The sequence below is a fragment of the Streptomyces sp. NPDC059718 genome (assembly GCF_042733315.1).
GTDB lineage: Bacteria > Actinomycetota > Actinomycetes > Streptomycetales > Streptomycetaceae > Actinacidiphila.
The window spans coordinates 15173-28162 of the sequence record NZ_JBHWGA010000059.1 but is presented as its reverse complement, the minus strand read 5'-3'; the positions used below and the strand labels follow the sequence as shown (position 1 = coordinate 28162).

Annotated in this window: 11 protein-coding genes; 6 read left to right on the top strand and 5 right to left on the bottom strand. The window is 74.6% G+C overall.

Annotated elements, in window-relative coordinates:
* The first annotated feature begins 69 nt into the window (after nt 1-69).
* Together ACFV3E_RS40345 and ACFV3E_RS40340 are read left to right on the top strand one after the other, a co-directional pair.
* The gene (locus tag ACFV3E_RS40345) at nt 70-657 is read left to right on the top strand and encodes a TetR/AcrR family transcriptional regulator (protein WP_500372086.1); all 588 of its coding nucleotides are present in this window, start codon (nt 70-72) and stop codon (nt 655-657) included.
* A gap of 218 nt (nt 658-875) precedes the next feature.
* Nucleotides 876-3629, top strand: coding sequence for an AAA family ATPase (locus tag ACFV3E_RS40340; RefSeq protein WP_500540557.1), 2754 nt, complete (start codon nt 876-878; stop codon nt 3627-3629).
* An 18-nt stretch (nt 3630-3647) separates the two neighbouring features.
* Here ACFV3E_RS40340 and ACFV3E_RS40335 read toward each other — a convergent pair whose 3' ends face one another.
* Nucleotides 3648-5192: a GMC family oxidoreductase gene (locus ACFV3E_RS40335; protein ID WP_500540555.1), complete on the bottom strand. Its 1545-nt coding sequence runs from the start codon at nt 5190-5192 to the stop codon at nt 3648-3650.
* Nucleotides 5193-5505: 313 nt separating this feature from the next.
* On the opposite strand from ACFV3E_RS40335, the gene ACFV3E_RS40330 reads away from it, so the two are divergent.
* Both ACFV3E_RS40330 and ACFV3E_RS40325 read left to right on the top strand, forming a co-directional pair.
* Nucleotides 5506-6861 (top strand): PP2C family protein-serine/threonine phosphatase, encoded by a 1356-nt coding sequence (locus ACFV3E_RS40330; protein WP_500540553.1) that lies wholly within the window; start codon nt 5506-5508, stop codon nt 6859-6861.
* 152 nt (nt 6862-7013) lie between these two features.
* On the top strand, nt 7014-7415 hold the full coding sequence (locus ACFV3E_RS40325; protein ID WP_500372090.1) for an SsgA family sporulation/cell division regulator: 402 nt from the start codon (nt 7014-7016) through the stop codon (nt 7413-7415).
* Nucleotides 7416-7423: 8 nt separating this feature from the next.
* Here ACFV3E_RS40325 and ACFV3E_RS40320 read toward each other — a convergent pair whose 3' ends face one another.
* The gene (locus tag ACFV3E_RS40320) at nt 7424-8290 is read right to left on the bottom strand and encodes an SCO6745 family protein (RefSeq protein WP_500540551.1); all 867 of its coding nucleotides are present in this window, start codon (nt 8288-8290) and stop codon (nt 7424-7426) included.
* A complete protein-coding gene (locus tag ACFV3E_RS40315) occupies nt 8287-9201 on the bottom strand; it encodes an NAD(P)-dependent oxidoreductase (RefSeq protein WP_500540549.1) in 915 nt (304 codons plus the stop codon). Before ACFV3E_RS40315 ends, ACFV3E_RS40320 begins: the two co-directional genes overlap by 4 nt.
* A 203-nt stretch (nt 9202-9404) precedes the next feature.
* On the opposite strand from ACFV3E_RS40315, the gene ACFV3E_RS40310 reads away from it, so the two are divergent.
* A complete protein-coding gene (locus ACFV3E_RS40310) occupies nt 9405-10001 on the top strand; it encodes a TetR/AcrR family transcriptional regulator (protein WP_500540547.1) in 597 nt (198 codons plus the stop codon).
* 136 nt (nt 10002-10137) lie between these two features.
* Nucleotides 10138-10965: an alpha/beta fold hydrolase gene (locus ACFV3E_RS40305; protein WP_500540545.1), complete on the top strand. Its 828-nt coding sequence runs from the start codon at nt 10138-10140 to the stop codon at nt 10963-10965.
* Between the two features lie 36 nt (nt 10966-11001).
* Here ACFV3E_RS40305 and ACFV3E_RS40300 read toward each other — a convergent pair whose 3' ends face one another.
* A complete protein-coding gene (locus ACFV3E_RS40300) occupies nt 11002-12348 on the bottom strand; it encodes an FUSC family protein (RefSeq protein ID WP_500540543.1) in 1347 nt (448 codons plus the stop codon).
* Nucleotides 12349-12441: 93 nt separating this feature from the next.
* Nucleotides 12442-12978, bottom strand: a complete 537-nt coding sequence (locus ACFV3E_RS40295) for a hypothetical protein (protein WP_500540541.1) — start codon at nt 12976-12978, stop codon at nt 12442-12444.
* Nucleotides 12979-12990: the final 12 nt, after the last annotated feature.

Below are 12990 nucleotides of genomic sequence, written 5' to 3'. Positions count from 1 at the left end.
GAGGGGTGTATGATGTCCGTCATCCACATTGGGTCGGGTCAGCCCGACGCACACCCGGGAGGTCATGCGATGGGTCACTCGCAGGCAGCGAAGGCCGAGTCGCGCGAGAAGGTCCTGCGGATCGCCGCCCGCCGGATCCGCGAGGAGGGCATGACCCGACCCGGCGTCGCGGACCTCATGAACGAGGCAGGACTGACCCACGGCGGGTTCTACAAGCACTTCGCCTCGCGCGAGGACCTGATGGGTCAGGCGGCGGCGCTGGCCCTGGCCGACGGCGAGGCCAAGATGGCCGAGGCCGCCCGCCGGGACCCCGATGAGCCCCGCTCGGGGCTGATCGACGCCTACCTCAGCGCCCGCCACCGGGACGCTCCCGGCACCGGCTGCGCCCTGGTGACCCTGGGCGCCGCGGCCGGTCGCGGCGAGGCGGAGTTGCAGGAGGCGTACGAGAAGCAGGTCCGCAGCTACCTCGCGCTCATCGGTGAGGCGGCGCAGGGCGACGACCCCGGCGAGGCGCGTGCCGACGCGATGCTCACCCTCAGCGCCCTGGTCGGCGCGCTGCTGATCTCGCGCGCGGTCGCCGACCCGGAGCTGTCCGACGAGTTCCTGACGACGGTCGCCGGGCGCCTGAAGGACGCCCACGTACCCGCGGAGGCCTGACCGAACCGGCCTCGCGCGCCGGGTCGTCGACCGCCTGGCCGGTGCCGCAGCCTGGTCCGCCACTGCCGGCCGCTCCGCCGACGGCCGCGCCAGGCGCGACAGGGTCGCGTCCGCGGAGGACGTCCCCCGGAGTGTCTGTCAAAAGCGACAGAATGAACCCTTTCATCCCCTTGTACGGTGGTTCGTGTACGAGTACCGGGATACCGCGAGGGCGGACCATGGCGACACGGATCCCCTCCCTGATCGGCAGACAGGCCGAGACCGAGGCGATTGACGCCCTCCTGCGCCCCGCGGACGGCCGCGGCGGCGCCCTGGTGCTGCGCGGCGAGGTGGGGATCGGCAAGACGACGCTGCTGGCGCTCGCCCAGGAACGGGCGGCGGAGCAGGGACGGCGGGTGCTCGGCCTGGCCGGCGTGCAGTCCGAGTACCACCTGCCGTTCGCCGGACTCCACCAACTGCTGCGCCCGGTGCTCCCGGAGACCGGCCGCCTCCCGGAGCCCCAGCGCGAGACGCTGCTGGCCGCGGTCGGCCTCCACGACGTGGGCCGCCCCGAGCCCTTCCGCATCGCCCTCGCCGTGCTCGACCTCCTCGCCGAGTGCGCCTCCGCCCGCCCGCTGCTCCTGCTCGTCGACGACCTCCAGTGGCTTGACCGGTCCACCAGCGACCTGCTCGCCTTCGTCGCCCGCCGGCTGTCCTCGGACCCCGTGGTGCTGCTGGCCGCCGCCACCCAGGGCGAGACGGAGGCGCCCGCCTGGGAAGGCGTCGAGGAGATGCCGGTCAGCCGGCTCGACGCCGACCACGCCGCGCGGCTGCTGGACGCCGGCGCGCCGGCACTCGCGCCCTTCGTCCGCGCACGGTTGCTGGAGGAGGCCGACGGCAATCCACTGGCCCTCGTCGAACTCCCCCTGGCGGCCGAGGGCCTGGAATCCGTCGCGGTCATCCCCCGCTGGCTCCCGCTGACCGTCAACCTGCAGCGCGCGTTCGAGACCCGGATCCTGGAACTCCCGGACGCCACGCGCACCCTGCTGCTCGCCGCCGCGCTCGACGCCGAGGCGGCGACGGGTGACGTCCTGACCGCGGCCGGCGCCGTGTCCGGGGCCCCCGTCACCGTCGACGGACTCGTGCCCGCCGTGGACGCGGGTCTCGTCCGTGTCGACCGGCACGCCGTGCGCTTCCGGCACCCCCTGGTCCGCTCCGCGATACACCAGGCCGCGTCCGTCACGCAGCGCAACGCCGTTCACGCCGCGCTCGCCGCGGTCCACGTCGGCCGTCCCGACCGCGGCATCTGGCACCTGGCCGCCACGACCCTTCCCCCGGACGGGACCGTCGCGCGGGGACTGGAGCGGTGCGGCGACCACGCGCTGCGACGCGGCGCCGTCGTCGCCGCCGTGCACGCCTTCGAGCACGCCGCCGCCTTCACCCCCGACGCCGGCCGACAGGTCGACCTCATGCTGCGCAGCGCGGAGCTGGCCGTCGGCCTCGGTCGACGCGACCTCGTCCGTCGCCTGGTGCGCACCATCGAGCGGCTGGAGCTGACCGGCAAGGACACGGCCCGCCTGCTGTGGATCTCCGAGTCGCTCACCGTCTGCGGGGGCCGGGAGCCGGTCGCCGTCCGGACGCTGCTCCGTACGGCCGAACGCATGCGCGCCGGCGGCGAGACGGCCCTGTCGGTCCGGTTGACGAGCGCCGCTGCCGCCCACCTCTACCGCGGGAACGGGGAGTCCGCGCTCCACGGGGAGGTCCTGCGCATCGCCGACCGGCTGGCCGCCGAGCGGGACGGCCGGTGCGACACCGGGGGCGCCGCCATGGTGCTGATCGCCGCGCAGGCCGCGCCGGTGGAGCGCGCCTCCTCGGTGCTCGAAGCGGCCCGCGCCGTGGCCCGGCGGACGGACGATGCCGCGGCGCTGCACACGACGGCCCGCGCGTTGTGGTGCGTCGGCGCGCCCGAACGCGCGGACCCCTTCCTCACCGCGGCAGTCGAACGGCTCAGGCACCAGGGGCGGCTGGCACCGCTGGCGGAGGCGCTGGCCCTGCGGGCCTCGGGACGCGCGGCCACGGGCCGTTGCGATCCGGCGCGGCTGGACGCCGACGAGGCCCGCGGGCTCGCGCGGGAGACCGGTCAGCCCGATTGGGAGGCGACCGCGCTCGCCGTGCTCGGCTGTCTCGCCGCCCTGCGCGACGACGCGGCGACCGCCCACCGGCTGATCGGGCAGGCCCGGGCCATCGCCGTCCGGCTGAACTCCCCCTTGCTGCACGCGACGGTGCGCATGGCGCGCGGCACGGCGCTGTCCTGCAGCGGGGACCATGTGCAGGCGTACGCCCAGTTGCGCCGGCTGACCGACCCGGCCGACGCCGGGCACCACGTGATGACCGCCCTGTGGACCGTGGGCGACCTCGCCGAGGCGGCCGCGCACTGCGGCGAGAAGGACGACGCGCGAGGGGTCCTGGAGCGGCTCGCGCCGCTGGCCCGCCGGACGCCCGCGGCCCGCGTGCGGCTGGCCGCGCGCCACGCCCGGGCGGTCCTGGCCGGGGAGGAAGAGGGCGAGGCCGCCTTCGCGTCCGCCCTGGAGGCGGACCTCACGGGCTGGTCCCTGGAGCGGGCGCGCCTGCGGCTCGCGTACGGCGAGTGGCTGCGCAGACAGCGCCGCGTCCTGGAGTCCCGCGCACCGCTCAGGGCCGCCCGCGACGCCTTCGACGACCTGGGAGCCGCGGCGTGGAGCCGCCGCGCGCGGCAGGAACTGGAGGCCACCGGCGAGACCACCCGTCAGCGGTCGCCCCGGGCCGCCGACCGGCTCACGCCGCAGGAGCTGCAGATCGCGACGCTTGCCGCCGAGGGCCTGTCCAACAAGGAGATCGGCGCACGGCTCTACGTGTCCCACCGGACGGTCAGCACCCACCTGACGCGGATCTTCCCCAAGCTCGGCGTCACCTCGCGCAGCCAGCTGGCCCGCTTCTTCCCACCGGGGTCCTGAGACCGGACGGGGCACCGGTCACGCGGCGGCCCGCCCGGTCAGGCCGTCGCCCCCCTCGCCACTGATGAGGTCGGCCGCCCGTTCCGCGACGGCCAGCACGGTCGCGTTGGGGTGCGCGGACACCGCGGACGGCATCACCGACGCGTCGGCGACCCGCAGCCCGGACACCCCGTTGACCCGCAGCTCGGGGTCGACGACGGCATGGTCGTCGGACCCCATGCGGCAGGTGCCCCCCGGGTGGTAGAAGCTGCCGACGCTGCGCCGTACGTAGTCCTCCAGGAGCCCGTGGCTGAACGCGGCGGGCCCCGGCAGGACCTCCTCCTTCCGCCATACCTTCAGCACCTGCTCGCTGCCGATCTCCTGGGCCATGCGCACCCCCCTGATGAGGCTCTCCACGTCGGAACGCGCGGACAGGAAGTTCGGGTCGACCAGCGGCGCGGAGCGTGGGTCGGCCCCGGCCAGCCGGACCGAGCCCCGGCTGCGGGGCGTCATCAGGCCCACCACGAAGCTGTAGCCGTTCTCCGCGCCCTCCAGCGGCGGCGGCACGTACGGCGCGCACAGGAACAGCACCTGGATGTCGGGGGCGGTGTCGGCGTGGGTGCTGCACAGGGCCGCGGCGGCGTCGAACGCGGGGCCCGTCGGCGTGGGCACCGCCCGGGCCGCGGAGAAGTTGACGACCGTGACGGGGTGGTCGTGCAGGTTGCTTCCGACCTCGCGGAGGTCGGCCTCCACGCCGATCCCGTGGGACCGCAGCTCGTCGGGCGGCCCGACGCCCGAGAGCATGAGCAGGTGCGGCGAGCCGACCGCGCCGGCGGCGAGGACGACCTCCAGGCCGGCCTCGGCCCGTTCGAGCACCCCGTCACGGCTGTACTCCACGCCCGTGCACCGCCCGTGGTGCAGCATCAGCCGGTGGACCTGCGCCCCGGTGACCACGGTCAGGCCCGGCCGGTGCAGTACCGGCCGCAGGTAGGCGTCGGCGGCGCTCTGCCGGACCCCGTCGACGATGTTCAGGTCCAGCCACCCGCCGCCCTGCTGGTGGCGGCCGTTGAGGTCGGTGCTGATGGGGTGACCCGCCGCCTGAACGGCGCTGAGGCACGCGGGGGACAGCGGGTGGACCCGGTGCGGCGGCGCGACCCGCATGGGACCCTCGGTGCCGCGGAACTCCGGGTCGCGCCCCGCCGCCCGCTCGCTGCGGCGCAGGTAGGGCAGCAGGGTGTCGAAGTTCCAGCCGGTGGCGCCGGCCTTCTCCCAGGCGTCGTAGCCGGCCCGGTGCCCCCGCAGGTGGACCATGGCGTTGATGCTGCTCGATCCGCCCAGCGCCTTCCCCCGCGGATAGGGCAGCACGGCACTGCCGGCCCCGCGCTGCGCCACGGTCCGGTCGCCCCAGTCCATCCCGCTGCCGATCAACCGCATCCACCGCGGCGGCGCGGCCGAGCGCTTCGCCGCCCGGGCAGGCCCCGCCTCGAGGAGCAGCACCCGGGCACGCCCGTCCTCCGAGAGCCGCGCGGCGAGCACGCACCCCGCGGTCCCGCCACCGACGACGATGTAGTCGTATGCCGTCATCCCAGACCTCCGAGTCGACCCGTCCGCGGTCGCCCGGCCCTCGGCCGCGGACACAGCAAAAACTAGGGCGAAAGCCGCCGAAAGGCGTCCGTCAAGCTACGTAACGGCGGTTCGCCGCGCGCCCGGCCATGCGTACCGCCGTACGTCATCGCCGCGCCCGGCGGCCCGGTCACGGCCCATGGGTGACGGGAAGTGCCCGTTACATCATCTATGGGTGGTATGCGTACGATGGGAAAGGTTCGAGGCGGGGGCCACCCGGCCCGGGCGAGGTCGCCGGAACCCCGGACCCGCCGACGGGCGGCGAGGAGCAAGGGTGACGGTGCAGGACAGGGATCGGCGCAGTCGGCGGATGCTGGCGGGCCTGCTGGCCGAAAGCCACTTGATGCCCCTGGAACAGTTGCCGGCGAAGGTGGCCGAGCACGCGGAACCCGCGGGCCTCGCCCACGTCACGATCTACCTCTCCGACCTCCAGCGCCATGTGCTGCGCAACCTCGCCGAGGAGGGTGCGGGCGAGTGCGGCCGCCGCAACCACAGCTCAGAACTGCGGATCGAGGGCACGGTGCCCGGCCGCGCCTTCCAGTACGGCCGGCTGCTCCCCGCCGTCTCCGCGTGCCCCGGCAAGTGCCGCTGGTGGGCACCCCTGCTGGGCGGTTCCGAGCGGCTGGGCCTGCTCCGCGTCACCACCGAGGGGGACGACGACCGCACCCGCGAGGACGTGCAGTCGCTGGCCGACGCGGTGGCGCTCATCGTCACCGCCAAGCGCGACTACAGCGACGCGTACGCCCGCACGGTGCGCACCGAGACCATGAACGTGGCCGCCGAGATGCAGTGGCGCCTGCTGCCGCCCCGTTCGTACTCGGACGGCCGGGTCGTCATCTCCGCGGCGCTGGAACCCGCCTACCGGGTCGGAGGGGACGCCTTCGACTACGCGCTCGACGGCCCGCTGGTCCATCTGTCGATCTTCGACGCGATGGGGCACGACACGGCGGCCGGCCTGACCGCGAGCCTCGCCATGGGCGCGAGCCGCAACGCCCGCCGCCGCCACGCGGAACTGGTCGAGATCACCGAGGAGATCGAGAAGGTGCTGGTCGAGCAGTTCGAGGGGACGCGCTACGCCACCGGCGTCGTCGCCCGGCTCGACACCGGCTCCGGCCTCTTCGAATGGGTCAACCGCGGCCACCACCCGCCGATCCTCATCCGGGGCGGGCGCTGGGTCGCCGAACTCGCCTGCTCGCCCGGCGACCCCATGGGCCTGGGACTGGGCGTGGCACCGCAGGTGTGCCGTGAACAACTGGAGCCGGGCGACCGCCTCGTGTTCTACACCGACGGCATCCCGGAGGCCCGTACCGCCACCGGCGGGGAGTTCGGGCTCTCCGGGTTCCTGGACTTCCTCATCCGCCACCACGCCGACCGGTTGCCCCTGCCCGAGACCCTGTGCCGTCTCATGCGCCGGGTCTCGGACCACCAGGTCGGCGAATTCCAGGACGACGCGACCGTGCTGTTCTGCGCATGGCTGGGCTGCTCCCCCGACAGCAGCGAACGGGCGGCGGCCGTCGCCGGGGTACCGCTGCCGTTGCGCCCGACGGACGGAGCCCCGGACCCGGTCCCCGCGATCGGCGGTGAACTCCCCGGACCCGCCGGCGTCATGGCGCAGGACCGGCGCTCCTGACCGGGCACCCCGGTGAGCGGCCGTCCAGGGCGAGCCTTCACGAAATCTTTCCCGTCGCCCCGGCCCGGACCATGCGTCACGGGGCAAACGCACGGCAACGACATGCTGCTGAACGGCGAACGCGGCCGAACCGGGCCCACGAGGGGGCGTCCATGCGAGCACTCACGGAACACCTGTCCCTGCGGTTGATCATCGGGACCCGGCGGTTCCTCGATCTGTCGGCGGACTGCCGGTACCGTTCCGACGACCCCTACATCGTGCGGATGCGCTTCGGCCACGGCGACGGTGCCGACGAGGCGGAGTGGGTGCTCTCCCGCGAGCTGCTGCTGGCCGGGCTCGCGGCCTCCGCCGGGGACGGCGACGTGCACGTCGAACCCGGCGACCACGCCCACACCCTGATCACCCTGGCCGCCCCCGGCGGCACGGCCGTCCTGCAGGTCGCCACGGGTGAACTCGCCCGGTTCCTGGCCGCGACCGCGGAACTCGTCCCGCTCGGCACCGAGGGCGGCCACATCGACTGGGACGCCTGCATCGCGGGGCTCCTCTCGGCCTGAGGCGTTCCTCAGGGGGCGGGCACGCCCATCGGGTTCGGGTACGGCAGCGCCCCCGCGCAGGCCCGCGCCGCCGCGGACAGCACGGTGACCAGGCGCTCGACGGCCTCGGGTGCCAGGGCTTCCCAGGGCCGCCCGGCGGCGCGGTCGGTGGCCTCCTCCAGCGCGCGGTGGGCCTCGCGCCCCGCGGCGGTCGCGGCGCCGTCCGCGCCGAGCAGGCCGCGGGCGGTGAGACGGGCTGCCGCGCCGGCCCACTGCTCGTCGGTCCACCCGCGGTGCGGCTGCAGCTCCGTACGCGGCAGGTCGATGGCCGTGCGCAGCACCAGCGCCTCGCACCCGTCCAGCCCGGCCGCGACGAGCGCCGCGACATGACCGTCCCCGCGGTGCTCGCGCAGCAGCGTGGCCTGGTGCCAGAGCGCGTCGACCGGGGCGCCGGGGGACGGGAGCGCTGTATTCGCGGCGGCGAGCACCCGCCCCGCGACGTCGAGGCCGGCGACGACCGGAGCCAGCAGGTCCACCGCCTCCGCCACCGCCGTCTCCTGCCCCGCCAGCAGCCGCCGCAGCGCGGCGCCCGCGCCACGCCGCCGTGCCTCCAGAGCGCGCTCGGGCGGGGCGAGCGCCCACACGCCGGGCAGCGCGCGGGCCACCATGGCGGGCGCGAAGCCGAAGAAGGCGGCCACGACGGGCTCCGGGCCCACCGGGCCGAGGGGGGCCGCGCGACCGGCGAAGTAGCCGCGCCAGTAACCACGCAGCCCCGCGTCCTCGTACGCGGCGCGTGCCTCGGGCGTGAAGTAGGTGACGGCGTGCACCGGTTCGGCGAGCCGCCACATGCGGCGGGCGGTGACGGCGGCCTCCGAGGGCGTCACGTTCCGGCTCACCGGACGCCTCCGCCCCGTACCTCGGCGACCAGGTCGCCGGCGACGTCCGTGCGGGCTTCGATCGCCCGCAGGACGGCCACCATGTCCGCGCGTCCGTCGCCCTGTTGCACGGTCTCGTCGAAGAGGGCGTGGCAGACGTCCAGCAGCGGCGAGGCCAGGCCGGACGCGCGGGCCGCCTCGGCGATGAGGCGGTTGTTGTGCAGCACGTCCGCCGCGGCGGCCTGCGCGGAGAAGTCGCGCTCCCTCAGCTTGGGCGCCTTCATCCGCGACACGGCGCTGGCCATGGGCCCGGCGTCCAGGACGGAGAGGAACTGCCCGGTGTCCAGGCCCTGCCGTTCCGCGAAGTGGAACGCCTCGGTGAGCCCGGTGACCATCGTGATCAGGAAGAGGTTGACCGAAAGCTTCATCAGCAGCGCGCCGGGCACCGGACCGCAGGCGAAGGACTCCCGGGACATCGGCGCGAGCAGCGGCCGCACCTCCTCCACCGCCGCGGGATCCCCGGCGAGCATCGCCACGAGCTGCCCCGCCTCGGCGGGCTTGCGGGAGCCGGAGACGGGAGCCTCGACGTAGCGGCCGCCCGCCGCGCGGACGGCGGCCTCCAGCCCGCGCGAGTACGCGGGCGAGGTGGTGCCCATGTGGACGACGACGTGCCCGGCCACACGCGCGGCGAAGTCCGGGGTGCCGCGGCCGAGGACGGCGTCGACGGCGGCGCCGTCGGCGAGCATCAGGACCACCACGCGGGCCCGGTCGAAGACCTCGCCGGGCCCGTCCGCGACCTCGGCCCCGGCCGCGCGCAGCGGGGCGCACCGGGCGGCGGTGCGGTTCCAGACCACCAACGGCGTCCCCGAACCGGCCAGACGGAGCGCCATGGGCTGCCCCATGATCCCCAGGCCGATGAATCCCACGTCCACTGCCCACCGCCGTCCCGGCCGTCCGACCGCTCGACCCGCGCGTTATGACGGCTGTCATACGCGCTATGACAGCCGTCATAATAGACCCCGGCGCCGGACGCCGGCCCGCGTGCGCGAACTGCGTCGCCGGGCCGGCGCGCACCGGGGCAGGGCCGCCACCCCTTACGCGGGCGGGCAGAAGGGCAGACGGTGGGAGGTCGGCGATGACCGGTTCCGAGCGGGGTCCCCGCGAGCGCATGGTCTTCAGCGCCGCACAGCTGATCCGCCGCGGCGGCGTCACGGCGACGGGCATGCGCGAGGTCGCCGCCCACGCGCAGGCGCCCCGCGGATCGCTGCAGTACTACTTCCCCGGCGGCAAGGAACAGATGGTCAACGAGGCCGTCGGCTGGGCCGGCCGCTATGCCGGCAACCGTGTGGCCCGCTTCCTCGCCGCCCTGCCCGAGCCGACTCCCGGCGGGCTGTTCGCCGCCATGGTCGGCCAGTGGACGGACGAGTTCCTGACCTCCGGCTACGACGCCGGCTGCCCCGTCGCGGCCGCCACGGTCGACTGCGCCGGGACCTCCGAGGTCACCCGTACGGCGGCGGCCGCCGCCTTCGCGACCTGGACCGGGCCCGTCGCCGGGGCACTGGAGGAGATGGGTGTGCCGGCCGGGCGGGCAGCGTCGCTGGCGACGCTGATGATCAGCGCCATCGAGGGCGCCCTCGTCATCGCCAGGGCGGAGCGCGACGTACGCGCCCTGACCACCGTGGCCCGTGAACTCGGCCCGCTGCTGGACGCCTCCGTGGCCCCGGAGCGCTGAGCCGTCTCGACGCGCCGGGACTCCGCCCCGGCACTACGGTTTGACCAACGGCGTACTCATCCCGGTCGGGGTCGGGCTTGGGTATGGGCAACCCCGGAACCCTGCGTTCCCCCTGGAGCGAGAAGGACTCAGGATCATGCCGTATGCAACAGCGAAGGACGGGACCCAGATCTTCTTCAAGGACTGGGGGACCGGCCAACCCGTCGTGTTCTCCCACGGATGGCCGCTGACCGCGGACGCCTGGGACCCGCAGTTGAAGTGGATGGTGGACCACGGTTTCCGGGGCGTCGCCCACGACCGTCGTGGCGGTGGGCGTTCCGGTCAGCCCTGGGAGGGCAACGACCTCGACACCTACGCCGACGACCTGGCGGCCGTGATCGAGGAACTCGACCTGCGCGACGTCATCCTGGTCGGGCACTCGACCGGTGGCGGCGAGGTCACCCGCTACATGGGCCGGCACGGCACGGGCAGGGTCGCCAAGGCGGTGCTGCTGGGCGCGATCCCCCCGCTGATGCTGAAGACGCAGGCCAATCCCGAGGGCCTTCCGATCGAGGTCTTCGACGAGATCCGCGAGGGCGTGGCCACGGACAGGTCCCAGTTCTACAGGGACCTCAGCGCCGCGTTCTACGGCGCGAACCGCGAAGGGTCGACCGTCAGCCAGGGCACCCGCGACGAGTTCTGGCTGTGGAGCATGACGGTGGGCATCAAGGGCGCCTACGACTGCGTCAAGGCGTTCTCCGAGACGGACACCACCGAGGACCTCAAGAAGATCGACGTCCCCACGCTGATCGTGCACGGCGACGACGACCAGATCGTGCCCATCGTGGCTGCCGGTGCCAAGAGCTCGAAGCTGGTCAAGGGAGCGGTCTACAAGGTGTACGAGGGAGCCCCGCACGGGCTGGCGATGGTGCCCAAGTTCGCCGAGCGGTTCAACGCCGACCTGCTGGACTTCGCGCGCGGCTGAGCCGTCCGCGGCGCCGCGCCCGCGCCCTGACCCGCGTCACCCCGAGCGCGACCGGTCGCGCGCCGCACGGCGCCGGTCCCCCGGCGCCCGGCCCGGCCGGTCCGCCCGGGCCGAGGGCGCCGGCGGCGGACCGGTCCGCGTCTCCCCGCCGGACGGACCCCGCCCGTGACGGCGGCGCCGGACGCGTTCACCGCGGGCCACGAGCCGGAGCCTGGCCAGCACGGCGAAGCGGTCCTGCTGCGCCCGGGCGGCCTCGTCGAGCTCCTCCATCAGCCGGTGGGAACGGTGCTCCAGGGCCAGCTCGTCCAGGATGCGGTCCACCTCGGCGAGCAGGGACCCGTGCAGTTGCCAGGCCCCTGGATGCTGCCGTACGCGGTCGAGCAGCATGTCGGCGGCCTTCTCCCGGCTCGCGCGGGCCGCCGCGAGCTCCGCGGCCAGCCGGGCCTCGGCCTCCTCCGCGTTGCTGCTGACCTGCGTGGTCACCAGCACGGCGAAGCTGACGAGCGCCCCGCCGAGGTGGGCGAAGAGCTCCTCCAGGGCCACCGCCACGTCGCGGTCGAACAGCGGCTCTTCCGCGCCGCGCCGCTTGGCGAGATCCGTCAGCGACCGCGCCAGGACGCGCAGGACCACCACGCAGATCTCCAGTGTGTCGAGACCGGTCCGCAGCACCACCCGCGACAACAGCGCTTCCCTGACCCGGGGGTTGAGCCGCAGGCTGTCCTCGGCCCGGCGAAGCGCGGTGTCCACCTCGGCGACGTCCTGGTCCAGCCGCCGCGCCTCGTGCAGACGTGCCGCGGCACGCTCCACCGCGGCGGGGGAGTCCAGTTCCTCGGCGCAGCACAGCAGGAGATGACGCATACGGCGGGCGAGGTCCTCGATCGACGCCCCGGCGGTCCCCACCCACACGGGCGGCGCGAACAGCACGTTGAGCAGCAGGCCCACCCCTGCCCCGATGAGGGTCTCCAGCACGCGGTCCCATGCCTGCTCCGTCAACTGGCTCACCCCGAGCACCAGCATCGCGCTGATGGCCACCTCGTTGACGAACTCCTCGACCCGCACGAACTGCCCGATGACCAGCGCCGCGAGGATGATCAGCCCCAGGCTCCACCACGTCAGGCCGACCAGCGCGCTGAACCCGACGGCGATCAGCACACCGACCACCACGGAGTTCACCCGGCGGATGCCGGTGGTGAGCGTGGAGTAGAGCGTCACCTGCACGACGAGCAGGGCGGTGAGCGGCGCCGTCAGCGGGGCAGACTCGCTACTGACGTGCACGGCGATCACGTAGGAGATGGTCGCGGCGACGGTGGCCCGCGCCGTCAGGGTGACCACCGGGTCCCGGCTGCGGCGGGCCAACCAGGTCACGGCATCACGTATAGGCATCTTCTGCCTTTTCCCGAACAAACACCGCGTACACCTGCGGATGTCGCTCCCGGTCCCTGGGCATCGGGCCCGGGCCGCCGCAGGAACCGGTGGCTACGCCGAGAAGCTGTCGAGCGGCGCCGCCTCCAGCAGTGCCGTCAGTTCCGCGCGGTGCAGGCCCGCTATCGGGGCCACCAGGTCCGGGTGGCGCAGGAGGGCGGCCGCCGCGCGGTCGTGGGCGCCGGGGGTGGTGAGCCGGAGGGCGTCACCGGCGAGGGAGGCACCGTGTTCGGTGGCCGCGAGGGCCGTCACCGCGGAGGCCGCCAGCTCCTGGTCGGCGAGCAGGCAGGCCGCCCAGCTCACGACGACCTCGTCCACCCAGGTGCGCCAGCCGGCCTCGACGTCCCCGGCGTCCTCGTCGACGACCCCGGCGCCGGCAACCCGGTCCAGCCGGTCGGCGCCGCCGGGCGGCAGCAGTCCGAGCAGGGCGGCGTCCACCGCCGTCGGGTAGCGCAGGGCGGCGGCGACCATGGCGGCCTGGCGGGCCTGCGCCTCGGCCAGCGCACGGCTGAGGGCCCCGCCGGTCGCCGGATAGGCGGCCAGCAGCCACCGGGTGGCCGCGGCGATGACCGACGAGAACTCACTGTGCATGCCGAACGAACC

What these genes read in the sequence shown, in the direction of transcription:
- ACFV3E_RS40345 (WP_500372086.1), top strand. Translation starts at nt 70, where the DNA reads ATGGGTCACTCGCAGGCAGCGAAGGCCGAGTCGCGCGAGAAGGTCCTG.
- ACFV3E_RS40340 (WP_500540557.1), top strand. Translation starts at nt 876, where the DNA reads ATGGCGACACGGATCCCCTCCCTGATCGGCAGACAGGCCGAGACCGAG.
- ACFV3E_RS40335 (WP_500540555.1), bottom strand. Translation starts at nt 5,192, where the DNA reads ATGACGGCATACGACTACATCGTCGTCGGTGGCGGGACCGCGGGGTGC.
- ACFV3E_RS40325 (WP_500372090.1), top strand. Translation starts at nt 7,014, where the DNA reads ATGCGAGCACTCACGGAACACCTGTCCCTGCGGTTGATCATCGGGACC.
- ACFV3E_RS40310 (WP_500540547.1), top strand. Translation starts at nt 9,405, where the DNA reads ATGACCGGTTCCGAGCGGGGTCCCCGCGAGCGCATGGTCTTCAGCGCC.
- ACFV3E_RS40305 (WP_500540545.1), top strand. Translation starts at nt 10,138, where the DNA reads ATGCCGTATGCAACAGCGAAGGACGGGACCCAGATCTTCTTCAAGGAC.
- ACFV3E_RS40300 (WP_500540543.1), bottom strand. Translation starts at nt 12,348, where the DNA reads ATGCCTATACGTGATGCCGTGACCTGGTTGGCCCGCCGCAGCCGGGAC.
- ACFV3E_RS40295 (WP_500540541.1), bottom strand. Translation starts at nt 12,978, where the DNA reads ATGCACAGTGAGTTCTCGTCGGTCATCGCCGCGGCCACCCGGTGGCTG.